At 31.9% G+C, this 25,901-nt stretch carries 26 protein-coding genes, 1 tRNA gene and 1 pseudogene; 15 read left to right on the plus strand and 13 right to left on the minus strand.

What is annotated here, in order from left to right; all coding sequences use genetic code 11:
* Positions 1-207 (minus strand): annotated as a pseudogene (locus tag MK115_RS06380) (hypothetical protein); the annotation flags it as partial.
* Positions 208-335: 128 nt separating this feature from the next.
* On the opposite strand from MK115_RS06380, the gene MK115_RS06385 reads away from it, so the two are divergent.
* Both MK115_RS06385 and MK115_RS06390 read left to right on the plus strand, forming a co-directional pair.
* The gene (locus MK115_RS06385) at positions 336-1,121 is read left to right on the plus strand and encodes an ABC transporter ATP-binding protein (RefSeq protein WP_287610357.1); all 786 of its coding nucleotides are present in this window, start codon (positions 336-338) and stop codon (positions 1,119-1,121) included.
* Positions 1,122-1,126: 5 nt separating this feature from the next.
* Positions 1,127-1,972: an MlaD family protein gene (locus MK115_RS06390; protein ID WP_287610359.1), complete on the plus strand. Its 846-nt coding sequence runs from the start codon at positions 1,127-1,129 to the stop codon at positions 1,970-1,972.
* 7 nt (positions 1,973-1,979) lie between these two features.
* Here MK115_RS06390 and bchD read toward each other — a convergent pair whose 3' ends face one another.
* The gene (bchD, locus tag MK115_RS06395; protein ID WP_287610362.1) at positions 1,980-4,115 is read right to left on the minus strand and encodes a magnesium chelatase ATPase subunit D; all 2,136 of its coding nucleotides are present in this window, start codon (positions 4,113-4,115) and stop codon (positions 1,980-1,982) included.
* A 96-nt stretch (positions 4,116-4,211) separates the two neighbouring features.
* Between bchD and folK the strand changes: the two genes are divergently transcribed.
* Genes folK through MK115_RS06410 form a run of 3 tightly spaced genes read left to right on the plus strand, consistent with a single transcriptional unit; the run spans position 4,212 to position 6,823 of the window.
* Positions 4,212-4,775: a 2-amino-4-hydroxy-6-hydroxymethyldihydropteridine diphosphokinase gene (gene folK / locus MK115_RS06400; protein ID WP_287610364.1), complete on the plus strand. Its 564-nt coding sequence runs from the start codon at positions 4,212-4,214 to the stop codon at positions 4,773-4,775.
* Positions 4,776-4,826: 51 nt separating this feature from the next.
* Positions 4,827-5,390, plus strand: coding sequence for an NUDIX hydrolase (locus MK115_RS06405; protein WP_032527577.1), 564 nt, complete (start codon positions 4,827-4,829; stop codon positions 5,388-5,390).
* Complete coding sequence (locus tag MK115_RS06410; protein WP_287610368.1) at positions 5,387-6,823, plus strand: cryptochrome/photolyase family protein; 1,437 nt, start codon at positions 5,387-5,389, stop codon at positions 6,821-6,823. Before MK115_RS06405 ends, MK115_RS06410 begins: the two co-directional genes overlap by 4 nt.
* Here the strand turns inward: MK115_RS06410 and MK115_RS06415 are convergent.
* Positions 6,808-8,013, minus strand: coding sequence for a DegT/DnrJ/EryC1/StrS family aminotransferase (locus tag MK115_RS06415; RefSeq protein WP_287610370.1), 1,206 nt, complete (start codon positions 8,011-8,013; stop codon positions 6,808-6,810). The two genes, MK115_RS06410 and MK115_RS06415, sit on opposite strands and share 16 nt — an antisense overlap.
* A 53-nt stretch (positions 8,014-8,066) precedes the next feature.
* A complete protein-coding gene (locus MK115_RS06420; protein ID WP_287610372.1) occupies positions 8,067-8,660 on the minus strand; it encodes a thioredoxin family protein in 594 nt (197 codons plus the stop codon).
* A 105-nt stretch (positions 8,661-8,765) separates the two neighbouring features.
* On the opposite strand from MK115_RS06420, the gene fabI reads away from it, so the two are divergent.
* The 3 genes from fabI (at position 8,766) to MK115_RS06435 (ending at position 11,731) form a co-directional block, all read left to right on the plus strand.
* The gene (fabI, locus tag MK115_RS06425; protein WP_025893966.1) at positions 8,766-9,548 is read left to right on the plus strand and encodes an enoyl-ACP reductase FabI; all 783 of its coding nucleotides are present in this window, start codon (positions 8,766-8,768) and stop codon (positions 9,546-9,548) included.
* Positions 9,549-9,568: 20 nt separating this feature from the next.
* The gene (hisB, locus tag MK115_RS06430) at positions 9,569-10,174 is read left to right on the plus strand and encodes an imidazoleglycerol-phosphate dehydratase HisB (RefSeq protein WP_025953397.1); all 606 of its coding nucleotides are present in this window, start codon (positions 9,569-9,571) and stop codon (positions 10,172-10,174) included.
* Between the two features lie 72 nt (positions 10,175-10,246).
* Entirely contained in the window at positions 10,247-11,731 is a 1,485-nt protein-coding gene (locus tag MK115_RS06435) for a carotenoid oxygenase family protein (protein WP_287610375.1), read from the plus strand.
* Positions 11,732-11,733: 2 nt separating this feature from the next.
* Here the strand turns inward: MK115_RS06435 and rdgB are convergent, their stop codons facing one another.
* Both rdgB and MK115_RS06445 read right to left on the minus strand, forming a co-directional pair.
* The gene (rdgB, locus tag MK115_RS06440) at positions 11,734-12,309 is read right to left on the minus strand and encodes an RdgB/HAM1 family non-canonical purine NTP pyrophosphatase (protein ID WP_032520467.1); all 576 of its coding nucleotides are present in this window, start codon (positions 12,307-12,309) and stop codon (positions 11,734-11,736) included.
* A gap of 2 nt (positions 12,310-12,311) precedes the next feature.
* Positions 12,312-13,766 (minus strand): phosphoglucomutase/phosphomannomutase family protein, encoded by a 1,455-nt coding sequence (locus MK115_RS06445; protein WP_287610378.1) that lies wholly within the window; start codon positions 13,764-13,766, stop codon positions 12,312-12,314.
* Between the two features lie 80 nt (positions 13,767-13,846).
* On the opposite strand from MK115_RS06445, the gene MK115_RS06450 reads away from it, so the two are divergent.
* Positions 13,847-15,265, plus strand: a complete 1,419-nt coding sequence (locus MK115_RS06450) for a TM0106 family RecB-like putative nuclease (RefSeq protein WP_287610379.1) — start codon at positions 13,847-13,849, stop codon at positions 15,263-15,265.
* Here the strand turns inward: MK115_RS06450 and ygfZ are convergent.
* Together ygfZ and pyrE are read right to left on the minus strand one after the other, a co-directional pair.
* Positions 15,251-16,087 carry a CAF17-like 4Fe-4S cluster assembly/insertion protein YgfZ gene (gene ygfZ / locus MK115_RS06455; protein WP_287610381.1) on the minus strand — a complete coding sequence of 279 codons (837 nt, stop codon included), beginning with the start codon at positions 16,085-16,087 and terminating at the stop codon, positions 15,251-15,253. The two genes, MK115_RS06450 and ygfZ, sit on opposite strands and share 15 nt — an antisense overlap.
* Positions 16,088-16,097: 10 nt before the next feature.
* Positions 16,098-16,658, minus strand: coding sequence for an orotate phosphoribosyltransferase (gene pyrE / locus MK115_RS06460; protein WP_287610382.1), 561 nt, complete (start codon positions 16,656-16,658; stop codon positions 16,098-16,100).
* Between the two features lie 141 nt (positions 16,659-16,799).
* On the opposite strand from pyrE, the gene MK115_RS06465 reads away from it, so the two are divergent.
* The 3 genes from MK115_RS06465 (at position 16,800) to MK115_RS06475 (ending at position 19,214) form a co-directional block, all read left to right on the plus strand.
* Positions 16,800-16,872: transfer RNA gene (locus MK115_RS06465), tRNA-Ile, on the plus strand.
* 18 nt (positions 16,873-16,890) lie between these two features.
* Positions 16,891-18,159: a hemolysin family protein gene (locus MK115_RS06470; RefSeq protein WP_287610384.1), complete on the plus strand. Its 1,269-nt coding sequence runs from the start codon at positions 16,891-16,893 to the stop codon at positions 18,157-18,159.
* A 50-nt stretch (positions 18,160-18,209) separates the two neighbouring features.
* On the plus strand, positions 18,210-19,214 hold the full coding sequence (locus tag MK115_RS06475) for a Gfo/Idh/MocA family oxidoreductase (protein ID WP_287610386.1): 1,005 nt from the start codon (positions 18,210-18,212) through the stop codon (positions 19,212-19,214).
* A gap of 26 nt (positions 19,215-19,240) precedes the next feature.
* On the opposite strand, the gene MK115_RS06480 is transcribed toward MK115_RS06475, so the two are convergent.
* Both MK115_RS06480 and tgt read right to left on the minus strand, forming a co-directional pair.
* The gene (locus MK115_RS06480; RefSeq protein WP_011375837.1) at positions 19,241-19,381 is read right to left on the minus strand and encodes a photosystem II reaction center protein K; all 141 of its coding nucleotides are present in this window, start codon (positions 19,379-19,381) and stop codon (positions 19,241-19,243) included.
* A gap of 33 nt (positions 19,382-19,414) precedes the next feature.
* A complete protein-coding gene (tgt, locus tag MK115_RS06485) occupies positions 19,415-20,533 on the minus strand; it encodes a tRNA guanosine(34) transglycosylase Tgt (protein ID WP_287610390.1) in 1,119 nt (372 codons plus the stop codon).
* 98 nt (positions 20,534-20,631) lie between these two features.
* On the opposite strand from tgt, the gene MK115_RS06490 reads away from it, so the two are divergent.
* Positions 20,632-21,372: an adenosylcobinamide-GDP ribazoletransferase gene (locus MK115_RS06490; protein ID WP_287610393.1), complete on the plus strand. Its 741-nt coding sequence runs from the start codon at positions 20,632-20,634 to the stop codon at positions 21,370-21,372.
* Here the strand turns inward: MK115_RS06490 and MK115_RS06495 are convergent.
* On the minus strand, positions 21,350-22,486 hold the full coding sequence (locus MK115_RS06495) for a sensor histidine kinase (RefSeq protein WP_287610396.1): 1,137 nt from the start codon (positions 22,484-22,486) through the stop codon (positions 21,350-21,352). The two genes, MK115_RS06490 and MK115_RS06495, sit on opposite strands and share 23 nt — an antisense overlap.
* Before the next feature lie 252 nt (positions 22,487-22,738).
* On the opposite strand from MK115_RS06495, the gene MK115_RS06500 reads away from it, so the two are divergent.
* On the plus strand, positions 22,739-23,107 hold the full coding sequence (locus MK115_RS06500; protein WP_011817760.1) for a DUF3155 domain-containing protein: 369 nt from the start codon (positions 22,739-22,741) through the stop codon (positions 23,105-23,107).
* Here MK115_RS06500 and MK115_RS06505 read toward each other — a convergent pair.
* Complete coding sequence (locus MK115_RS06505) at positions 23,104-23,721, minus strand: alpha/beta hydrolase (protein ID WP_287610406.1); 618 nt, start codon at positions 23,719-23,721, stop codon at positions 23,104-23,106. The two genes, MK115_RS06500 and MK115_RS06505, sit on opposite strands and share 4 nt — an antisense overlap.
* 33 nt (positions 23,722-23,754) lie before the next feature.
* On the opposite strand from MK115_RS06505, the gene purH reads away from it, so the two are divergent.
* Positions 23,755-25,308: a bifunctional phosphoribosylaminoimidazolecarboxamide formyltransferase/IMP cyclohydrolase gene (purH, locus tag MK115_RS06510; protein WP_287610408.1), complete on the plus strand. Its 1,554-nt coding sequence runs from the start codon at positions 23,755-23,757 to the stop codon at positions 25,306-25,308.
* Between the two features lies 1 nt (position 25,309).
* Here the strand turns inward: purH and MK115_RS06515 are convergent, their stop codons facing one another.
* On the minus strand, positions 25,310-25,870 hold the full coding sequence (locus MK115_RS06515) for a DoxX family protein (RefSeq protein WP_025893950.1): 561 nt from the start codon (positions 25,868-25,870) through the stop codon (positions 25,310-25,312).
* Positions 25,871-25,901 lie beyond the last annotated feature (31 nt).

The raw sequence follows: 25,901 nt of genomic DNA on the forward strand, positions 1-25,901 counted from the left end.
AAACCAATAAAGGGGGCTTAAATTTGTCCAAATTGAAAGACCCAATAGTGAAGTAAGAAATCCTATTGCAGATGTAAGCATCCATCTTTTTATTACCAGTCCTGGCAAAAGCCAACTCAAAATTCTTGAAATTTTGTTTAATAGATGAAAGTTATACTTTTTATGATATTTGTACAATCTTCTAACTCTTTTTTTTCGCTTATTCATTAAAAACCTCTTTAATTATTATCTTCAAATAAAAAATCAACTAAATTGATTATAAATCAAATTCATACATCCTTTTTTTATTTCTAAAAATAGGCAAAATGAAATATATAGATGTTTTTATATAAGTTTTGAAAAAATCAAAGCATGCAGTTGAAACAAAAAACCTCTCAATAAGCTGGGGGGAAGTTAATGTGCTTAATCAAATAAATTTTGAACTTAATGATGGAGAGAAATTAGCTATTGTTGGCCCCTCAGGTTCTGGTAAATCAACCATATTAAAAATATTAGCAGGACTCATTTTACCTACCAAAGGAGAATTAAGAATATTTGGTGAGAAGCAAACATATTTGAGATTAGATCAAAATAATCCTCCTGATGTAAGACTAGTTTTTCAGAACCCGGCTTTATTAGGATCTTTAACTATTGAAGAAAATGTAGGTTTTCTCCTTAAGAGAAATAAAAACCTATCTAAAAAGTTAATTCATGAAATAGTATCTGAATGCTTAGCTGAGGTAGGATTATTTAATGTTGAGAATAAACTTCCAAATGAATTAAGCGGAGGCATGCAAAAAAGAGTAAGTTTTGCTAGAGCATTAATTACTGATCAAACTCTTAATGCAAAGTCTAAACCTTTATTACTTTTTGATGAACCAACTGCCGGCCTTGATCCAATTGCCTCATCAAGAATTGAAGATTTAATTAATAAGACAAATGATAAAGCTAGCGGATCATCTATTGTAGTTAGCCATGTTCTTAGTACTATAGAAAGGACTTCAGATAAAGTTTTAATGCTTTATGGAGGCAAATTCAGATGGGCAGGCTCGATTGATGAATTTAAAAAGAGTAAAGATCCCTATGTATTTCAATTTAGGAATGGAAAACTTGATGGTCCAATGCAACCCAAAGACATTTAGAAATTATGCGTAGAAGCTTACGAGATTCAATAGTTGGTTTTTCCTTATTAGGAGGAATTTTAATATTCACATTTTTTTCTTTTTGGCTAAGAGGAGTGAGATTATCTTCAAAAAATTGGTACCTCTTTGCTGAATTCAATAACGCAAGCGGTTTATCAAAAAAATCTCCAGTTACTTACAGAGGAATCTTAGTTGGATCGATAGAAGATATCTTGTTCACGAATGAATCAATTAAAGCAAAAATAGTTTTAAATAATCCTGAAATTATTCTTCCAAGGCCAGCATTTGCAAGGGTAGTTACAAATTCTTTCCTTGGAGGAGATGTACAAGTTGCTTTAGAAACTAGTGACAAGACAATTCCTAAAAACATTGCAAAACCTATATCCGAAAAATGCGATACCAAATTAATTATTTGTCAGGGAGACACTATCACAGGTAAACAACTATCAAGTCTCTCAAATATAACTAATAGAATAAGTCAACTTTTAAAAGAAACAAATCAAGAAAACTTAATTGAGAACGTCGTCAACTCAATTGACCAATTTGACAGAACACAAGAAAATCTTGATGAATTAATTTATTTATCGAAACAAGAACTACAAAGAGTTGAACCTCTAATAAAAGAAATTACAATTGCTGCTAATCATTTAAATAACATTTTGTCTACTATCGATGACAAAGAAACCCTTAATGACATTAAATTGACAATTAATGCTGCTAGGTCTATCTCAACCAAAATAGATGATATGAGTGATGATTTTGAAAAATTAACACAAGATAAAGAATTAACTAAATCTATAAGAGATTTAACGATTGGACTTTCAAAATTCCTTAACGAAATTTATCCATAAGAAATATTTAGAATTCATTTATAGCATTTAAAGCCATAGCTGCAATTGCTTTATCTGTAGCTTTTGGCAATTGGACGTATTTCCCTTGAGCAGCCTCTGCTAATTCTTTACCAAATCCACTTGCTATAAATTTTCTCTCTGTATCAATTACTAAGAGTTTTATCCCAAGCATGGGATATTTTGCAGCGATATCTAGAACCTCCTGTTTTAAATTGACATTTTCATTTTCATTATCTTTTCCCTCAACCTCATTTTGTCCTAGAGATAATCCTAATGGTACATTTCCTCGGCCATCAGTGATCCCCACAACAATAACTTGACCTATATCTCCTGTTGAAAGAGCATTTTTTGCTACTTTTGCTGATTGTGTTAGTCCATGTGCCAAAGGGGATCCTCCACCACAAGGCATTGTTTCCAACCTTCTTTTTGCAGCAGTTATTGATCTTGTTGGAGGCAAAAGCACTTCGGCCTGATTACCTCTAAAAGGAATAAGAGCTACTTCATCTCTATTCTCATATGCCTCTGTTAAAAGTCTTATTACAGCGCCTTTGGCACTTTGCATTCTATTTAAAGCCATAGAGCCACTAGCATCAACCAGAAAAATTACTAAAGCCCCCGCCTTTTTTTGAAGAAGCTTTGCCCTAAAATCATTTTCTTCAATAACTATTGATTTATTAGGGTTCCTTAATCTTCTCGATTTTTGATAAGGAGCAGCAGCTCGAAGGGTAGCATCTACAGCAATTCTTTTTACTTTACCTCTTGGAATAATAGGTTTTACATATCTTCCTCTACTATCACTAAATATGACTGATCTACTCCCGCTATTCCCTGCTTTAGCTTTAGCTGATGAAAAAAGCAATAAATCAGGATCAACCATACATGCCTCAGGATCTAATATGAATTCTTCAGGTATTTCGGGAGTAGATTCTTCTTCTCCATCAGAATTATCTTCTTCTTGTTCTTGGTCTTGCTCATTATCATTTTCACTAGTCTCAGGTTCAGACTCTTCATTGTTTGATTGTGGTGGGGGTGGGGGGCTCTGATCCTCTGGAGGGGGTGGTTGAATATCATCATCTTCTGGAGGTATTTGCATTGCTCGTGGAAGAATAACTAACCTTACTGCGACTTTTAGGTCTTCAGAATTTACATTCTCATCGCCTCGAAGAGCTGCATTAGCCTTTGCTACTTTTACTGCAAATAATTCTGACCTATGCCCTTCTACTCCTCCTCTAAGAGCTTCATTCACTAAATAGGTTATTTGCTCTTTTGTTATCTTGACATCCTTTAACCATTGCCTTGCCAAAATTAATTGAGTAGATAAATTATCAGATTCTTCCGACCATTTTTCTGAAAATTTAATATTATTTTCTGCGTGTGATAAAACAGATTTTGTAATCTCAACTCTTTGAGCATTATCAATAGATTGATCTGCGGAAAGCACAATAGCAAAACGATCTAAAACATGATCTCTTAAAGCACCTTCTTCAGGATTATAAGTTGCTATTAAAAGTGACTTACAAGGATGAGAAAGGCTTAAACCATCTCTTTCAATATTATTTTTCTCTCTTCCTGTGGCTTCAAGAATTAAATTTACAATGCCATCATCCAATAAATTTATATCGTCTACATAAAGAACACCTCTATGAGCCTCTGCTAAAATTCCAGGTTGAAAAACTTGTTCCCCCGTACTTAATGATGCAGCGACGTCAATTGATCCAACAAGCCTGTCTTCAGTTATGCCAATGGGAACTTGAATAAATGGAGCCTCTCTTACTTTTTTCGGAATTTCTTCAATTTGATTCAAATAATCACTTCCAATTACCTCCTCCAACAATTTATTAGTACTAATATCCCATTCCTCTGGTTTATCTGGATCTAGGTTCCTACCAATAGGTCTTAATGAAGTATTACTATTTCTCTTAGATAGTGTTTCCAGTATTGATTCATTATCTAATACCTCTATAGGAGGGAGTAAAGTATGCAAACCCCTTGCTAATACTGACTTACCAGTACCTCTTCCGCCAGCGATAATCACTCCTCCTAAACTAGGATCAACTGCTGCCAAAAGCAAAGATAATTTCAATAAGCTATGACCTGTAATTGCCGCCAAAGGGAAAGCTCTAAAAGAATCCTTTGACTTCATTAAATCTTTTATTTCTCCTTTTTCTTTTAACTCGGGGTTCAAAATCACTTTAAAAATGCCTGATATAGAATTTATCCAATAACTTTGTTTTTTGTAGTGGAATTATCAAATCTTAATATCAAAAATGGACTATGTATATCCCTCGGAGCAAATATTGATAGTAAATTCGGAAGCCCTCTTGAGTCACTATTAATTTGCAAACCAAAAATAGAGGAAATAATAAATGAGTGGGGAGATAGTTCCAACAAAAAAAAAGAAGAGAAAAGCAAATTTCATGCAAACTTTTTTTGGTCTTCAATTTATGAGACATTACCCCATGGTGTTGAAAATGAGCAGCCAAATTATTTAAATACTCTATTACTTATAAAAAGTAATTCTTTTCCTAAACCATCAAATAAAAACGCGAAATTACTTTTAAAAGAGCTAAAAAAGTTAGAGAGATTTTTCGGACGAGAAGAGACGCCAAAGGGTAAGAAATGGCTATCAAGATGTCTCGATTTAGATATTCTTTGGTGGGAAGATTTTCATACGGTTGACGAGGAATTAACATTACCTCACCCTAGATTCATGAATCGGAATTTTGTTATTACGCCACTATCTGAAATCTTAAGTAGAAGCCAAAAAATCACAAAGTTTGATGCCCCAAAATGGTCTATATAAATGATTTACAAAACCAAAAAATAACTGTTAGGCTATTTTTATTTAAAAATTATGGGCAACAAAAACCTTATAAAAAGATCCATTTTTAAAGAAAAAATATCTGAGTTAAAGTCAAAAAAATTTAGTTTCGAAATAAATAGAATTGAGCTTCCAAATGGACATGAAGGTGAATATGGATACATTAAGCATCCTGGGGCAGCATTAGCCGTACCTATTACAAAAGACAATAAAGTTATCATTCTTCGGCAATATAGATTTGCTGTTTCAAGGTATTTATTAGAATTTCCAGCAGGTACATTAGAAATAGGTGAAACACCTATTAATTCAATTCAAAGAGAAATACAAGAAGAGACTGGATTCAGTGCAAACAAATGGGATGAACTAGGAACTCTTGTCCCTGCTCCTGGTTATGCAGATGAAGAAATTTATTTATTTTTAGCTCGTGATTTAAACAAACTCAATTCCGAGGTTAAAGGAGATTTAGATGAAGATATAGAAGTATTAATTTTAGATCCAGACGAACTAGATAATCTTATTTCTAGTGGGGATGAAATTCTTGACGCAAAAACCGTGACGGCTTGGTTTAGAGCTAAACAATTTTTAGATAAATTATGAATAAACCTAGAATACTTTTTTGGCATAGAAAGGATTTAAGAATATTTGATAATCAAGCTTTAATCAAAGCATTTTCATTATCAAATGCTATTACTTCAACTTATATATTTGATAAAAATTACTCACACGATTTCAATGCAAGTTCAAGAGCTTGGTTTCTAGGAAATTCGCTTCAAGAATTAGGAAATAATTGGAAAAAAATGGGTAGTAGATTAGTTATGGAAGAAGGAGATCCGGTATTAATAATTCCTCAATTAGCAAAGAAAATAGATGCTAAATTTGTTTTTTGGAATAGATCAATTGAACCTTATGAGATTAATCGCGATTTAAAAATAAAAAAAAATTTAGAAGAACAAAATATTCAAGTTATTGAAACTTGGGATCACTTATTAGTAGAACCTTTAAAAATATTTTCCGGAAATAATAAACCTTATTCAGTTTATGGGCCTTTTTATAAAAACCTTAAATCAAAAATGAATTTATTAGGTCCATATGACCAAGATAAAGTTGTTTTCCAGTTTAAAGATATAGATAATAAACTCAAAGAAAATAAGACAATAAATTCATCTGATTCGGTTCTAGAGAAATTTATCAAAAATATCAAATTTCCTGGTTCGAATATTTGTCCATGTAGACCTGGAGAGAATGCTGCAGAAACATTATTAGAAAACTTCATTAACGAAAAAAAAATATATTCTTATAATTCTGCACGAGATTTTCCTTCCCATAATGGGACATCTTTTCTAAGTGCATCTCTCAGATTCGGCACCATTAGCATTAGAAAAATTTGGAACGCCACATTAAATTTAAATTCAGATTTTGCAAATCAAGGAAATTATCTATCAATTGAAACTTGGCAAAAAGAACTTGTTTGGCGTGAATTTTATCAACATTGCTTATTCCATTTCCCAGAGCTAGAGAAAGGTCCATATAGAAAAAAATGGGATCACTTTCCATGGCAAAACAATAATGAATGGTTTCAACATTGGAGCAACGGAGAGACCGGAGTACCTATAGTTGATGCTGCAATGCGTCAACTAAATAGTACTGGCTGGATGCATAACAGATGTAGGATGATAGTCGCTTCATTTCTGGTAAAAGATCTTATATGCAATTGGCAAATGGGCGAGAAAAAATTTATGGAGACTTTGGTTGATGGAGACTTAGCTGCAAATAATGGGGGATGGCAGTGGAGCGCCAGTAGCGGTATGGATCCAAAACCACTTAGAATTTTTAATCCATATACCCAAGCAAAAAAATTTGATCCTATTTGCGAATATATAAAATATTGGATTCCTGAATTATCTAAAGTGTCAAATTCAGAATTATTAAATGGGGAGATATCTAATTTAGAAAAAAATAATTATTCAAGCCCTATTGTCAATCACAACATACAACAAAGATTATTTAAATCACTTTATGCTGAAATTTGAATTTCCTCTATACAATTCTTTAAAACTTTATTTAAATTTTCTGCTACATAAACTTGCTCTTCATAAGAAATTTCAGGAAACATTGGAAGACTAAGAACTTCTGTACAAATTCTCTCTGTATTAATGAGTTTTGTTCTAGAAAAATTTTTATTTTTGTAAGCTATTTGTGCGTGTATTGGAATTGGATAATAAATAATTGAATTAATACCTTTTTCAAAAAGTTGTTGTTTTACCAAATTCCTTAAGGAATAGTATTTTTTGCAATCAGTATCAAATAAATTTGAAAAATCTTCATTTAAAAAATATTTATCGTTTCTTAATTTGATGACAAATTGATTCCAAGAATGGGAAATTGAATCAGAGCTAATTTTTGGAAAACTAATAAATGGATTTTTTTCTAATAAATCAAGGTAATTATTAGCAATTTTTTGGCGATTATTAATCCACTTAGAAATATATTTAATTTTAATGTTTAATATGGCAGCTTGAATGGTATCAAGTCTGCTGTTATATCCAATTTGGGTATGATGATATCTTATTGGGCTGCCATGAACAGCCAGTTCTCTAATTTTTTTTGCAATCTTCTGATCTGAAGTTGTTACTGCTCCACCATCTCCAGCAGCTCCTAAATTTTTAGTAGGGAAAAAGCTAAAACAGCCTATATCACCGATACTACCAACTTTGGAATTTTCCCACATTGTGCATGTTGCCTGAGCACAATCTTCGATTACTTTTAAGTCATATTTCTTGGCCAAAGATTTTATTAAGGTCATATTCACTGCATTACCAAATAGATGAACTGGCATAATTGCCTTGGTATTAGAATTTATTTCTTGTTCTATTAGTTCAGTATTAATGAGATAAGTTTCTGGATCTATATCTACCAAAACAGGATTAGCACCAACTGCACTAATAGCCTCTGCAGTTGCAAAAAAGCTAAAAGATGAGGTAATAACTTCATCACCCACACCAATATCTAATGCGCGCAAAGCTAATACTAAAGCATCAGTTCCACTATTACATCCAATAGTATTTTCAACACCAATCAGATTTGAAAAACTCTCCTCAAATTTGGCAATTTCTTGTCCTCCAATATACTGGCCCCCTTTTAAAACTTTAGAAACCTCACTCTCAATTTCAGAGCCAATTTCTTGGAACTGCCTATCTAAAGTAAATGGAGGTATCTGCATAGTAAATATATTAACCCTAAACCATATTTCTATGGGTAAAAAAAATTTTTAATTCATTTAAACCAACTTGGTTCTTTACCAGGAGTCCATTTTATATTGCAACCTAAAGAAGGCATCTGATTTGAAGGATAAGAATTATCTTGATTCAAATCTTTTACGGCAGAGCGCAAATCTTTTCCAGATAGAGGGATATTATTACCTGGTCTACTATCGTCTAATTGGCCATGATAATACAATAAAAAATCACCATCTCCTTCATTTGAAAAAAGATAAAAATCTGGGGTGCAAGCCGCTTTTAATTCCTTAGCAAAATTTTGATTTTCATCATATAGATAAGGAAAACTCCATCCCTGTGTTTGTGCTTGTAATCTCAAATTTTTAGGAGAATCTGAAGGATGAGTGACAATATCATTACTAGAAATTGCAACTGTTTGAACTGTATTTTCAATTTCTTTACTTAAGGTGAAAATTTGATTCTCAATATATTTAACAAATGGGCAATGGGCACAAATAAACATTAAAAGTAAATGCCGATTATCTAGATTATGAGAATTAAAATATTCATTTTTTGAAGAATTAGCATTTAACATTTCGAAATTCGGTAATTGAAAACCTAATTCCAAAACCATAGAATTTGTTCTTACCATGTTCAAGTTAAAAATTCTTTGATATTTGAAAATTATTGTATATTTTGCAGTAATCCGTAAAGATAGGTACTTTTATATAGGAGAATAATAGAAATAATAAACAAAATGCTTCTAAATCTAACTGGCAAAAAAATTCTTGTTACGGGAATTGCCAACAATCGTTCAATAGCATGGGGTATCGCTCAACAACTTTCAAAAGCTGGCGCAGAACTTGGAATCACATATTTGCCTGATGATAAGGGAAGATTCGAGTCTAAAGTTAGAGAACTAACTGAACCTTTAAACCCATCGTTATTTTTGCCTCTTGATGTTCAAAATCCAGCTCAAATTGAAGAAATCTTTAAAAATATAAAAGACAATTGGGGGCAAATTGACGGATTAGTTCACTGCCTAGCATTTGCAGGACGCGATGAATTGATTGGAGATTATAGTGCTACCACTTCAGAGGGTTTTGATAGGGCTCTTAATATAAGTGCGTATTCGTTAGCACCTTTATGTAAAGCAGCAAAACCACTTTTTAGTGATGGTGCTGGAGTTGTCTCATTAACTTATTTAGGTTCAGAAAGGGCGATTCCTAACTATAACGTGATGGGAGTTGCTAAAGCAGCTTTAGAAGCTTCAGTAAGATATCTTTCTGCAGAACTTGGTCCCGAAAAACAAGTCAGAGTTAACGCAATAAGTGCTGGGCCTATAAGAACACTTGCGAGTTCTGCTATAGGTGGCATTTTAGATATGATTCACAATGTTGAAGAAAAGGCTCCTTTACGCAGAACAGTCACTCAAACAGAAGTAGGTAATACAGCTGCTTTTTTATTAAGTGATCTCTCTAGCGGCATTTCAGGCCAAACAATTTATGTTGATGCGGGTTACTGCATTAATGGAATGTAAACTAAGTTTTTTGCATAAAAATGTCATCTCTAAGGCAATCTGAAATAAAAAGAAAAACGAATGAAACAGATATTTCTGTATTTATAAACTTAGATGGAAATGGAATTTCTGAGATTGATACCGGGATACCATTCTTAGATCATATGCTTCATCAAATATCCAGTCATGGTTTGTTCGATTTAAAAATAAAAGCAATTGGAGATACCCATATTGATGATCATCATACAAATGAAGATGTAGGAATCGCATTAGGCAAAGCATTTTCAAAAGCCTTGGGAGAAAGAAAAGGAATAAGCAGATTTGGACATTTCTTTGCCCCATTAGATGAAGCATTAGTTCAAGTCACTTTAGACTGCTCTGGTAGACCGCATCTATCTTATGATCTTCAATTAAAAGCCCCTAGAATAGGAAATTATGATACTGAACTAGTAAGAGAGTTTTTTATTGCCTTTGTAAATAACAGCGGTATTACTCTGCATATTAATCAAATACGAGGAAGTAATTCACATCACATAGTTGAGGCGTGCTTTAAAGCTTTTTCAAGAGCAATGAGAATGGCTACCGAGATAGATCCAAGAAGATCTGATTCAATTCCAAGCAGTAAAGGAATGTTAGAAAAACAATAAAATAGGAATTTTTTCGAATCAGCCACAATTCAGTTGATTTTTGGCGAAGATAGATAAAGTGATTATTTTGTTGTGACTAATTTACAAGATAAAAAAATTGATAAATTTAAAATTTTTAATAAAGAAGATTGGTCAAGTGCTTATCAAAATGTAGAAAAGGAGCTAACTAAAGAGCCTCTAAAAATTAGCAAAGGTAATAATATTAAAAATTTAAATGGAACATTATTAAGAAATGGACCAGGAATATTAGAGAGAGGTGGACAATGGGTTCATCATCCATTTGATGGTGATGGAATGATAACATCCATAAAATTCGAAAATGGTCAGCCATTCTTAACAAATAGATTTGTTAAAACTAAAGGCTATTTGGAAGAAGAAAAAATAGATAAATTTATTTATAGAGGTGTTTTTGGAACACAAAAAAATGGAGGAATTTTAAATAATGCATTAGATCTAAAATTCAAGAATATCGCTAATACACATGTCATTAAATTAGGAGATGAAATTCTCGCATTATGGGAAGCAGCAGGTCCACATGCAATGGATCCTGATAGTCTTGACACTATTGGTTTAACAACATTAAAAGGGGTACTCAAGCCTAACGAAGCATTCAGTGCTCATCCCAAAACAGACCTAAACTCAAATGCATCTTCAGAACTTTTAGTCACTTTTGGAGTACAAACCGGGCCAAAAAGTACCATTAGATTAATGGAATTTGATAATGCTGGTACAAATTCTGGAGAGCTCATTTTTGACAGAAAAGATACCTTTAATGGCTTTGCATTCCTTCATGATTTCGCAATTACAACTAATTGGGCAATATTTTTACAGAATGCTATTGATTTCAATCCTCTTCCATTTGTAATGGGTCAAAGAGGAGCAGCACAATGTCTAAAGTCAAACCCAAATAAAAAGGCAAAGTTTTTTATCATCCCCAGAGAAAGTGGATTATTTAGAGGACAGCCTCCTTTAACAATAGATGCTCCAGAAGGATTCGTTTTTCATCATGTAAATGCATTTGAAAAAGATTCCAAAATCGTATTAGATAGTATTTTTTATGATGATTTCCCATCAGTTGGTCCAGACGAGAATTTTAGGGATATTGACTTTGATAAATATCCAGAAGGAAAACTGAAAAGATCAATTATCGATCTAAAGACAAAAACTTGTGAACTTGAAACTTTCAGTGAACAATGTTGTGAATTTGCTGTTGTTAATCCTAAAAACTTAGGATTAAAAGCAACTTTTAGTTGGATGGCAAGCACATCTCAAAAGCTGGGGAACGCTCCACTTCAAGCAATAAAAAAAATAAATTTAACTTCTAAGGAAGAGATTTCTTGGTCAGCAGGTCCAAGTGGATTTGTTAGTGAACCAATTATGGTTCCATCAGAAAACTCTTCAAAAGAAGATGAGGGATTTTTATTTATACTTCTATGGAACGGAGAAAGAAGAGGAAGCGATTTAGTGATATTAGACGCAAAAGACTTAAAAGAATTAGCTGTTTATGAATTACCCATTTCAATTCCTCATGGCCTTCATGGATCTTGGGTTAATTGAATTTAAGAAAAAATTTCAATTAAATCTGGAATAATTTTTTTTAATGCTTTACCTCTATGACTACAAGAGTCTTTAATATCATTATTCATTTCTGCGAAAGTTAATCTGGTAGAACTCTCCTCAAAAATTGGGTCATACCCAAAACCACTTTTTCCTCTGGGGTTTAAAATAATATTGCCATGACATTTGGCCTCAGATTCAATAATCACTTCACCATTTGGGGAACAAACACAAATATTAGCAATAAAGAAAGCACTTCTATTTTGAACTCCATCAAGTTCTCTTAAAACTCGTTCAATTCTCTTCTGATCATTTTCTGCATATCTAGATGAGTAAATGCCAGGCTTACCACCTAGTGCTTCAATACAAATTCCTGAATCATCTGCTATTGAAAAATTATTCGTTTTTCTCGAAACTTCACTCGCTTTTTTAATTGCATTATCTCTAAATGTCAGTCCATCCTCTTCAACTTCTAATGATTCTGGCTGGAGTAACAATTTACAATTAACTCCAGCAAGCAATTTCTTATATTCTTCAATTTTACCTTTATTCTTACTCGCTAAATATAAATTTTTCATCCTTATTTTCCTGCCAAATTTATAAATTCTTGACCCCACTCTAATACCTCAATTAGATAAGATTCTTTTGGTGCTTCACAATATAACCTTAAAAGAGGTTCCGTTCCTGAAAACCTAAAAAGAAGCCAAAAATTTTTATCAATTCTCAACTTTATTCCATCGATCTTTGAGATACTTTTTAACTTGTGATTATTAATATTCTCAGGAATATTATCTATGATAAATTCTTTTACGTTATTTTTTTCTGACTGATTTGGAAATTTAATATCAATTCTTTTATAAAAACTTGGCCCAAAATCTTCTTGAATTTCATCTAAGGTTTCATATAAATATTGAGATTTTTCAGCAATTCCATTTAATAAAACCATCGCTGCATATAGAGCATCTCTTTCAGGCATAAAGTCACCAAAACCAACTCCCCCAGATTCCTCTCCTCCAATAAATATTTTTTCTTTAATCATTTTTTCAGCAATATATTTAAAGCCAACTGGAAGTTCAAAAACATCTCTATTTTGACTCTCTGATATATTTTTAATAATATCTGAACCACTAACAGTCTTTAAAACTGGATAAGAATTATTTTTAATTTCGCCCAAATAGCTAATAAAGTATGGGAGTAAATCTTGAGTACTAGAGTATCTTCCTTTTTCATCAATTGCCGCAATTCTATCACCATCACCATCAAATATAATTCCTAAAGTTTTCACTTCATTTGTTGAATTTTTCATTAGTGTTTGTTTTAGATCATCTGCATAATTCAAAAGAGGTTCAGGAGGTTTTCCTCCAAAAAAAGGATCAGCATCTTTCCTGATTTCTGAAATAACTTCTAAATCATTAGAAGCAAAAATCTCAGCCATACAATTTGCAGCTGAACCATGCATAGAATCTACAAAAATTCTCAATTTCATTTTTTTTAATCTCTTGGAAATATAGTCAATATCAAAAAGGGATTTAATTCTATCTAAATGAAATTTCTTAATATCTACCAATTGATTAACACCATCTATTTTTTCAATTGAATTTCCAAGCATTAATCTTTTTTCAACTTCACTTGTAAAAGATTCGTCAACAGAACATCCATTAAAGCTCTTTATTTTCAGACCTAGCCAATTATATGGATTATGACTTGCTGTAATTACTAACGCTCCAAGACAACCGACTTCTTTGGCATAGAAACTACAAGAGGGTGTTGTAACAAAGCTATCAGATAAGATCGGTTCGAAACCACATCCTCTTACAAAAGGCACTATTTGCTTGGCGAATTCACAAGCCATAAATCTACGATCATATCCAATAATAATTTTCTTTGAATTAACTTCTTTATAGTATTGATAATGCAACTCCTGACATGCAGCGACAACAACTCTTGAAAGATTGGACAGGTTAAAGTCAAAACCAATAATTCCTCTCCAACCATCAGTTCCAAATTTTATCTTATCTAATTTATCAGCTGTCAAATTTCAAATTTCCTTGATTTCTTTTAATTATCTATACTAATTTATATGAGTAAATTTTAAAACCGCCCTTAAAAAATAATTTGAATTCTCTTCATTTAAAAAGTTTTACAAGATGCAAAAGAAAAGCATGGCTCGATTTTAAGGGTAAAAAATCTTATGAAGTTTGGTCTCCCCATAAAGCTATAGATAAAATTAATCAGTTTCAAATTTTCTCTGAATTTTGTAATGGTGAAATATATACAGGATTAAAAGCCTGTGAAAATGGTTATCAAGGGGTAATTGGATTAAAAATCAAAGGGAATCTTTTCCAAAATATAAACGCAGAGATACGTCCACAATTACTTGTAAAGACTAAAGGTAAAAGTAAATGGGGACAATATAAATATTTACCTGCTGTTTATAAGTTAGGCCACAAAACCACTAAAGAACATTTATTCGACTTAGCTTTTAGTTCTATGCTGTTGGAATCTTTTCAAGAATCTAAAATTGAGAAAGGATTAGTAATTTCAAGTTTTGATAAAAAAGTTAATGTTGAAGAAATTTATTTAAATAAAAAATTAAGAAAAAAAGTTTTGAATGTTTTATTAAGTTTGAATGAATGCTTGGAGGGATTTATGCCAGAAATAACTCAAGATAGAAAAAAATGTACTATTTGTTCATGGCAAAAATTTTGTGACAAAGAAGCAAAAGAAAATGGATATCTAACAGATATAGATGGAATAGGATCCAAAACGGCCTCATTACTCATAACAAATGGAATATCTGATACCCAAACATTAGCTTCGTATAGCGAAAAACAACTTGGAGAGAAATTATCTAAATTCAAAGATCAGAAGTATGAAAAAGCATCCATATTTGTAAAGCAAGCACAAGCATATATCTCTGGAGAACCATATTTCATTTCTAATAAAAATAATACGGAAGATCTATTAGAAAAAATATGTTCGGGATTTTATATATTTGATATTGAGTCAAATCCAGATGAAAAGCATGATTTTTTATATGGATTTTTAAAAGTAAATAATTTGTCTATAAAAAAAGAAGATCTTATTTATGAACCAATCTTAAATCTTAAAAACAATAAAGGAGAATCTTACAGGCAAATTATTGAAATACTTTTTTCACACAAGGAATGGCCAGTTTTGCATTACGGAGAAACTGAAAAAATATCAATAATTAATATTGCTAAAGAACTAAATTTTAGTTTTGAAGAAATTGATTCACTTTCCTCCAGATTTATTGACTTACATACCTTAATAAGAAAGTCTTGGATATTACCACTAAAAAACTATGGCTTAAAAACTGTTTCTAATTGGCTTGGATTTGAATGGATGCAGAAAAATGTAAGTGGCTCGAAAGCACTTTATTGGTGGATTCAATATCAAATTACAGAAAACGAAATATTTTTAAAAAAAATTATCCAATATAACAAAGATGATTGTTTTGCTACTCTACAAATTGCAGAATATTTAATCAAAAATCAATTAAAGAAAAATTGATCCTACAGATTTATTAATAATAATTTTTCCAAAAATTTCTGAAAAAAAATAACTTCCTTCCTCTAAATATTTTCTTTTTATCATTGCTAAACCTTTTATTTGAGAATCTGATTTAAAAAAACTAGTGATTTTGCCTACAGAAATATCCTTGGCAGAATTTATATATAAATTTTTATCTTCAACGTCTAAATTCAAATTAGATTCAAATGATTTCCAAATTCTTATTTCCTGTTTTAAAGAAGAAACATTTTTTATTTTTGACATTGTTTCTTGTCCTAAATAACAACCTTTATTAAAATCTATAAGATCTTGTAATCCAAGCTCAAGAGGATTATTTTTTCCGTTTATTTCCATTTCTAATGAGGGTATTGCCTGATTAATCTTCCAAAGTTTTAAATCATTGGGATTTAGTAAATTTAGTTTATTTTTATATATTTCAAATTCTTTATCTTCTGTTTTGAAGAAAATAGGCTGGTAAGTTCTCCATGAACTAGATTCATCAATTTCCTGAATTCTATTTATCAAGGAAGGTTCACTCAGAAGTACATCGTCCGCTGGAAAAATAATTTGATTAAAGTAATCAATTATTTCATTTGTGTTACCCGCCAAGATAATTACTTCTAAGCTTCTTTCTAAAAAAATAATTTCAATTAATGACCTTAGAACTCCATTTGGAGTTAACCAACAAGTTTTGATAACTTTATTTTCTGAATTAAGAATATTACCAGTTGTTATTCCATTCAAAAATTTTCTGGCATCTTTTCCAGTAATAGAAAAACAATCAAATTTTTCAAGCCAAAACTTTTTTTTTATATCTTGCATTTTGAAATAATTATAAAAAGTCTTTTATTGTAAAAAGACTCTTTAATTTAACATTTTCATCTTCAAGGGCTTCTAATCCCCCTTCTTGCCTATCAACTATAGACAAAACTTCCTCAACAACATAATTATTTTCTCGTAATTTTTTTATAGCTTTTATTACTGAACCAGCAGTTGTAACCACATCCTCTAAGACAGTTACCAAAGTTCCTTCTTCTAATGTAGGGCCCTCTATTCCAGCTTTGGTACCGTATTTTTTGATTTCTTTCCGAATTATTAAACCATCAAGGTCTAGGCCATGCAAAGCTGCTTTGACAATTAATCCACTTACTATAGGGTCTGCACCTAATGTCAATCCTGCTACAGCTTTTGACCTTGAGTCCTTTAACTCTAAAAATAAATCACTTATTAAGTTTAAGCCTTCGCCATTTAATGATACTGGTTTACAGTTCAAGTAATGACTGCTTTTTTTTCCTGAAGATAAAGTGAAGTTTCCTTTCTTGTAAGATTTTTCAATTAACTGTTTTAACAATTTTGCTTTATTTAAATCATACTTATCCGAAAATTTGCCCATTAGTAAAAGTTAAATTTATATTTAAAGATTAGAAGAAAAAAAAGAAATCTCACAAAAACTTCCTAATGAGGTGTTTTTTGAAATATTATTTTTATATTGTATATTGAAATTCAATGTAATTAAAATTACATAAATTCCCTTGGGGGTGTAGCAATCTGGTGAATGCACCAAACTCATAATTTGGCTAAGGCGAGTTCGATCCTCGCCACCCCCATTATTCATTTGTCATTGAATGAAAATAACTCTACTTTTATTTCTTTTATTTTTACCAGCTTTTTTCGCAGCGAGTGAACTCTCTTTTTTATTAATAAGGCCAAGTAAAGTTTTAAGGTTAATAGAAGAAAAAAAGAAAGGAGCATTTTCAATTTTAAAAATTCAAAAACGCTTTAGATCTTCATTAATTGCTTCTCAATTTGGAGTAACAATTTCATTAATTGCAATTGGATGGCTCAGCAATAACCTGGCTAATGATTATTGGAAAAGCAATATTTTATCAAATAGATTTTATGATCTTCTATTATTTTTATTTGTTGTTTTAGTTGTTACTCTTGTTTCTGGACTAATTCCAAAAGCTTTAGTAATTAACAATCCAGAATCTGCTGCATTAAGGTTAACCACAATATTCGATGCCGTAAGAAAAGCTATGAATCCTATAGTGAAAACAATAGAATTCTTTGCTAGCGCCTGTTTAGGCTTGTTCAATTTAAATAACAAATGGGATTCTTTAAACTCGGGTTTATCTGCTGGAGAATTAGAAACTCTTATAGAAACAGATAACGTAACAGGTTTAAAACCAGATGAGAAGAATATTCTTGAAGGAGTTTTTGCTTTAAAAGATACACAGGTTAAAGAAGTGATGATTCCAAGATCTGAAATGGTAACTTTGCCAAAAAATATAACCTTTTCAGAACTTATGAAACAAGTAGATAAAACTCGACATGCTCGCTTCTTTGTGATTGGTGAGTCTTTAGATGATGTATTAGGTGTATTAGATTTGCGTTATCTAGCTAAGCCAATATCAAAAGGTGAAATGGAAGCCGATACATTATTAGAGCCATTCCTTTTACCAGTAACAAAAATAATAGAAACATGTTCACTAGCAGAAATATTTCCAATAGTAAGAGACTACAATCCGTTCTTACTAGTAGTTGATGAACACGGTGGAACAGAGGGACTCATAACTGCAGCTGATCTAAATGGCGAAATAGTTGGAGAGGAAATGCTCAATAATAGAATTTATTCAGATATGAGAATGTTAGATAATTTCTCTAAAAAATGGTCAATAGCTGGAAAATCAGAAATTATTGAAATCAATAAAAAGTTAGGATGTTCTATTCCAGAAGGTACTGATTATCATACTCTTGCTGGATTTATGTTAGAAAAATTTCAAATGGTTCCAAAAATTGGCGACGTTTTAGATTTTAATAACATTAAATTTGAAGTTATTTCTATGTCAGGTCCAAAAATTGATCGTGTTAAAATAATTCTTCCCAAAAGCTAAATGTGACTCCCCATAGAGGATAATGATAATTAATATATGGATTTGAAATTATGCAACCAACCTCATCACCCGTAAAGGTTGGAGTCATAGGTATAGGAAATATGGGCTGGCATCATGCTCGAGTACTAAGTTTACTCAAAGATGCAAATCTCATTGGAGTCGCAGATCCAAATGAAGAGAGAGGCAAATTAGCTATTGAGCAATTTCAATGTGAATGGTTCAAAAATTATAAGGACTTAATTCCAAAAGTTGATGCTATCTGTATCGCTGTCCCTACACTACTTCATCAAAAAGTAGGACTAGATTGTCTCAAGGGAGGTGCTAACGTTCTCATTGAAAAACCAATTGCAGCTAACGAGTTGGAAGCAAAATCTTTAATAGAGGCTGCTAATGCAAGTAACTGTCTATTACAAGTTGGGCATATTGAAAGATTTAATCCTGCTTTTAGAGAATTAAATAAAATAGTAAATAATGAAGAAATTGTTGTTTTAGAAGCAAGGAGGCACAGTCCTCATGCAGACAGAGCAAATGATGTATCTGTAGTAATGGATTTAATGATTCATGACATTGATCTTATTTTGGAGCTTGTAAACTCAAAAATACAAAAATTAGCAGCAGTTGGAGGAAGAAATAGCGAAGGATTAATAGATTATGTCAATGCTACTTTAGTTTTTAAAAATAATGTTATTGCAAGCCTAACTGCAAGCAAAATGAGTCACAAAAAAATTAGAAGTTTAAGTGCTCACTGCCAAAATGGCCTAGTAGAAACTGATTTCTTAAATCACTCTTTACAAATCCATCGAAAGTCTCATGAATCATACACAGCAGAGCATGGAGAATTAGTTTATAGAAATGATGGATATGTCGAAGAAGTTAGCACAACCTCCATTGAACCTCTTTATGCAGAACTGGAGCATTTTCTTAAATGCGTTCAGGGCAAAGAAATACCTGAGGTAGATGGTGAGCAAGCCTCAAGAGCATTAAAAATTGCTGATTTTATAGAGAGTGCTGTAGATAATTCTGGAGATGCGATTTTACTTGAAAATCCCTTCTAATACAAACAATCTAAACTAAAAGAATTTTATTTAAATCCAACTGCAGCTTGCCAAACAAATACCAATAAAAAGAAAAATAAAGGAATAAGTGGAAGAACATCAACAGTTGGAGCAAAGGCCTTATAAGCCTCGGGCAATTCAGCGAATGTATTAAATAGAATGAGCACCTTTTTGATAATTTAATTAATTATGATAAGACGTTACCACGTATGGTGAGCAATAGAGGATGTTTTCCAAGGAGCGAAATCATTTGTAAAACAATTATCTCTAATTGCAGTAGAAATTGCATTGGTAAATCTTATTAAGTGAGCAATATTATGCAAACTTATGAGAGTTAGGCCTAATATTTCGTCATTTCTAATTAGATGATGCAAATATGCTCGAGAATAGGATTTACAGGTTTCGCATTTACAAGTTTTGTCAATCGGAGAAAAGTCATTTTTAAATCGAGCATTTCGCAAATTCAATCTTTCATCATTAAAAAATGCAGTCCCATGTCTTCCTAGTCTTGTAGGCAAAACACAGTCAAATATATCGAATCCATTAGCAACAGCTAAAGAAATTTCTCTTAAAGAGCCAATTCCCATTAAATATCTTGGTTTATTTATTGGTAAGAATTTCGGGACGTAATTAATTACACTATGTATTTCTTCGACTGCCTCGCCAACACTTACACCTCCCACTGCTATTCCAGGCAGATCAAAAGAACTTGTATATTTTGCGCTATATTCTCTCAATCTCGGATACTTACCACCTTGAACTATACCGAATAATGCTTGATTAGATTTCTGATGAGTCTCAACACATTTTTGCAACCATGAATGAGTTCTTTGTAAAGAGTCCTCAATATCATTTTCGTTAGCTGTATGCGGAGGACAATGATCAAAAGCCATCGCAACATCCGATCCAAGATCCATTTGAATCTGTATTACTTTTTCAGGTGATAAAAAAACATGACTACCATCTCTTGGATTTTTAAATTCCACACCTTTATCAGAAATATTATTTAATTTGGCCAAACTAAAAACTTGATATCCTCCTGAATCAGTAAGAATAGGCTTAGGCCAATTCATGAACTTATGTATTCCGCCAGATTCTTTAACTAGTTTTTCTCCAGGTTGTAAATGAAGATGAAAGGTATTTGAGAGAATCATTTCTGATCCTGTAGAGGTTAACTGCTTAGATGAAATTCCTTTAACCGTTGCCAAAGTACCCACAGGCATAAATTTTGGTGTGTTTACCTGACCATTTGGTGTATGAAATATACCAGTTCTTGCCGCTGTATTACTGCAATTCGATGTAATTTCAAATTCAAACACGATAATTTATAAAATTTTTTGATCCTTTTTCATTAATCTACCCTATTATTTAATATTGAATCTATTTTTATCTCATCAAAAAATATTTAATAAAAAATTTGGCAGGATCTTGGATTTTCTATACGACATTTCCAAAGATACCTTTAATTAATCCCGAATTTAAAAATATTGCACAATTTGCCCCGCCTTTAGGATTTTTGATTGGAACAATACAGAGTTATATTTTTCTTTTTTTAAGAACAAACTCTTGGTCAATTTATGCATCTGCATTAATTTGTTTGGCTTCAGGATATTTAATTACTGGTGGTCTACACATTGATGGTTTAATGGATACTTTCGATGGTATTTTTGCGGGTAAAAAGAAACGTTTAAAAGCCATGAAAGACAGTAAAGTTGGTTCCTTTGGCGTTCAAGCTTTAGTTTTTATAACTTTAATTCAAATTGCTTGCATACTGAAAATTCAAAACCTAATAATTTTTGTTTTACCTATATGCTTATTTTGGGGAAGATTTTCAAATTTATTTTTTATAGAAAAGTTTAAATATATGAGTTATAAGAAAAAATCTATTAGTCACAAAAAGTTTTGGAATGGATTTAAAAAAGAATCTTTGATCTCCATTATTTTTCTTTTAATTTTCATTGCATACCAATTTGTTTCAATTACATCCCAAGCAATATTAATTAAATTTTTAATTCTTATTTTGATTGGTATTTTTCTAAGCTATTCTATCCCAAACATACTGGGTAATAAAATTGGAGGCTTCAATGGAGATGCCTGCGGTGCAAGTGTTGTACTAGTTGAAACTGCAATGTTGTTTATGCATGCAATTCTTTTATAGGTAGTTCTAAATAGAAAATATTTTTCTTCTTAAGATTTTTTGATTTCTCAGTATTATCAATCGAGTTATTTTCCAGCAATCTCAAATCTCCTCCAATTTGTTTTGCTAATTTCCTCGCCAAAAAAAGTCCCACACCAGTGCCGTCCTTCTTTTTAGCGGCAGATCCTCTAAAACCTTTTTCAAAAATTTTCTCGTTTTCATTTTTGGTTATTTTTTTACCATCATCAAATATACAAAGTCCATTACTCGTAATTGCGAGTCCAATTTCAGCATCTTTTTGGGCATATTTAAACGCATTTTCTAATAAATTGGCCACAATTTCAGCAATTACAGCATATTTTGCCTTTAATGGCGATAAAGTCCAATCTGGCCAAAGAGAAGGTTCAGTCCAATCTCTATTCTCTAAGTCCGCATTAGCTTTACCCCTTTCTAATATTGGCCTCAATAAACTCTGAACAGTTATTACCTTTTTATTATCTAAATTTGGTGGTAATAATAATCTTTCCTCTCCAATTTCTAGAGGAAGTTGAATAGGTGAATTTAATTGCGCAAAAGAATCCATATATTGATTAATTTGTTTTTGCTCTATTATCATGCGTTCGACTATTTCAATAGAGTCATCATCTGAACCAAGTCTTTTTATTAGTAATTTTGCATATGTCCTAATAGCAGCCAATGGATTCCTTAATTGATGGATAATGACATTCACCTGATTTTTTAAATAATTGATTTCTTCATTTTTATTTTGACGTTCTAATTCGATAGAGACGCATTTAGCTAAAGATATTGAAAGCGCTTTTAATCTAGAATCAAGAGATACTGGCCAATTCCCCCCTTTCAAATCAGTTTCTACCCTAAGGACACCAAGTAGAATATCGTTTTCTTGAAGCGGGTACCATCTTCTATTAGGCGATGAAACTTTTAGTGAAGGATCATCTTCTATTGATGTAAGTAGCCTATCAATTTGTGGCCATTGACCAATCATTTCAAAAGATGCTTTAGTTCCTTGCTTAGCTGAAGCAAGATACATAACTAAATTAGTCACGCCCATTGAGCAACCAAAACTCTCTAGCTGTTTTAAAATTAATTCTTCAAATTTTTTTGAAAGATTCATGATTAATGAAATTTTGAGAAATTTTTTTAAAAAAAACTTGAAAAAGGGCTTGTAAAATATGAAAAAAGTATTAAGATATATAAAGAGGTCTGACTTTAGCCAGCCTTAAATATGAATATTTAATCATATTTTAAGCTACATCAGGGGTTGATGGGTCCTCTATGTAATTTGAAGTGAATTTAAAATCACATATATAAGATTAGTAAAAATAAATAAGACTAATCTCATTAATAATTTCAGGAGTACCAATCAATGTCAAAAAAAAGAAAAAGAATCAGCAGAAGAAGATTGGCTGGCCAAAGAGTAATGGCACATGTACCTATTTATCATATCGAAACTGGCAAACATAAACCAGTTACAGCAGCAAGAAGATTCATAGCTGAAAATGGTCTCTCTGCGCCTTCAGTTTTCAATGTCAGAAGAAATGAACACACCACCGATAGATTTTTTTGGGGTGAAAAAGGGTTATTTAGCGCCCAATATGCTGAAGAAAATCATTTTCTATTTCCATCACTAAAAGTTGTAGTTGAAGGAATTGGTGAAGAAAAAATATTTGAGGGTCTAGAACTTACTGCAGATGATTGGGAAGAGATTGAAGAATATGAATATGCTTTTGTTTAAAAAATATTACTTATATTTGAACTTATAAAATTAATTAAATTTGAATCAATTTGATGAAATCCATCGAATTCTAATAATTCACAAAATTTAGAAGACTTACTCTTTACCTTTTCATAAATAGTCCTAGAAGCATCTATAGGCACAACGTCATCAAATAAACCATGACTAATAATCAATGGCGAGAATTTTTCTCCTGGGGCCCAGTTGGGGTGAGGATAACCACTACAAGCAACAATTAATCCAAAATTTAACTTAAATCCCGCATCAATTGCCATTGCCGCCCCCTGAGAGAACCCCAACAAAATTGTTTTTCTTAGTGGAATCTGATCAGTATCAAATTTTTTTAATGTAACTAAAAGTTTATTTACTTCAACCTCAGCTCCATTCCAATCATGTGGGTATAATCCATACCACTGTCTTCCCTGACCGCTTGGGTGTAATCCAGGAGCCCTCAAAGAAATTACCTCAAAATCAAGATTTATTTTTTCAGTCATCTCCTTTCCAAATGTTAAAAGGTCATCTGAATCAGCTCCCCAACCATGCATCAAAATAATTCTATGAGTTGCAGTTTGAGAGCTAATCGAGACAAATTCATGATTGATAGCATATTTCATGTTTATATTCTTAAGTAAGTAAACTTTCCCATAATGTCTCCATTAGCTTTAGTAAGTGTCTCTGATAAAAAAAATATAATCCCATTTTGTAAGGAATTGGTAGAGCAATTTAATTATAAAATTCTATCAAGTGGAGGAACTGCCAAACATCTTATAGAGGCAAAAATTCCAGTTATTAAAGTTGCAGATTTTACTAATTCTCCAGAAATTCTTGGAGGAAGAGTTAAAACTTTACATCCAAAAATACACGGGGGAATATTAGCTAAAAGAACTGATGAGGAACATAAAAAAGATATAGAAGCTAACAATCTTGAGTTAATTGACTTAGTAGTTGTAAATTTATATCCTTTTAAAAAAACTGTAGATCAGGGAGCTAAATGGGAAGATGCTATTGAAAATATCGATATCGGAGGGCCATCTATGATTCGTTCTGCAGCTAAAAATCATAAAGATGTTTCCGTTTTAGTAGATCCTAGTCAGTATCAAAATTTTCTTGAAGAAAGTAAAAAAGGTGAATTGAAAGACTCATATAAAGCAAAATTAGCCCTTGAAGCTTTTCAACATACAGCAGACTATGACACTGCAATATCTAATTGGATAAGAAAAGAAAGAGATTTACAATCTTCCAAATATATTGAATCTTATCCACTAATCAAAACCTTAAGATATGGGGAGAATCCACATCAAAAAGCTTTCTGGTATGGTTTAAGTAACATTGGATGGAACTCAGCAGAACAATTACAAGGAAAAGACTTAAGTTATAACAATCTATTAGATCTAGAGTCGGCACTTTCAACAGTTTTAGAATTTGGCTACACAGAAAAAGATGAACTTGCAAACGACATGTTTGCCTCTGTTATTTTAAAACACAATAATCCTTGTGGTGCCTCTATAAGTAATTCAGCTTCTAAAGCATTTTTGAATGCTTTGGAATGCGACTCTGTTAGTGCATTTGGAGGAATAGTTGCTTTTAATTCAAATGTTGATAGTGAGACCGCAATTCACCTCAAAGATATTTTCTTAGAGTGTGTCGTCGCTCCATCTTTTGATGAGGAAGCTTTAGAAATTTTAAAAGTTAAAAAGAATTTAAGAATTTTAAAGTTTTCAAAAGATCAACTTCCAAAAAAGAATCAAAATTCTACTAAATCAATAATGGGAGGATTACTAGTTCAAGATACTGACGATAGTGAAGAAAAAACTGAAAATTGGATTTCAGTAACTAATAAAAATCCGAGTAATCAAATTAACTTAGATCTAAATTTTGCATGGAAAATTTGTAAACACGTGAAATCTAATGCCATTGTTATTGCAAAAGACCAAAAAACTATTGGTATTGGAGCTGGACAAATGAATAGAGTTGGAGCAGCAAAAATTGCATTAAAAGCAGCTGGAAGGTTATGTTCTGATGCTGTCTTGGCCAGCGATGGGTTTTTCCCATTTGCAGATACTGTAGAACTAGCAAATGAATATGGAATAAAAGCTATTATTCAACCTGGAGGAAGTCTAAGAGACCAAGAAAGTATTGATATGTGTAATTCAAAAGGAATCTCAATGGTATTTACGCAAAAAAGGCACTTTTTACATTAAATTATGTTGATTTTGGATAATATGTAATCTTGTTAGTTTTTCTGAATAAAGATAGCCTGCCTGGACCTGCACATAGAAAGTAGAGAGAAATAGCCCCATATATAAAAGACAATTCGAAAGCATAATTATGACCTTCAACCACTGCCAGAGGAAAACCTTCTAGTCCAGTATCAAGGAGATGAAAATAAACTGCAAATGCCATGGTGGAGAATAGACCAAGAGAAGAAAGCCTCGCAAAAATCCCTAAAGCCAATCCTACTGGGCATACCAATTGAGTAATTGCTGCTCCAAAAGTCCAAATAACAGGATCACCTGGCAAAAATGGGAAGTACTTACCAACTACAAACTCAGCAAAACCCTGCGGATCCTGAAGTTTCTCAAGGCCATGATGAATCATCAAAGCACAAAAACCTATTCTTAAAACAAAAATCGATAGTTCTCCAAGGATATTTACTTCTGACCCTGAAGATGAATTAGCAACTACAACTTCAACTTTTTGGGGCGCTTTAGTTCTATTCATACTTGCAGTTTGAACCTGATTAGTTTGTGCTTTGTCTTCCATACTTCATTAATTTTTCATTATTCTAGTTAAT

The sequence above is a fragment of the Prochlorococcus sp. ALOHA_ZT_50 genome, from assembly GCF_022447305.1.
GTDB lineage: Bacteria > Cyanobacteriota > Cyanobacteriia > PCC-6307 > Cyanobiaceae > Prochlorococcus_A.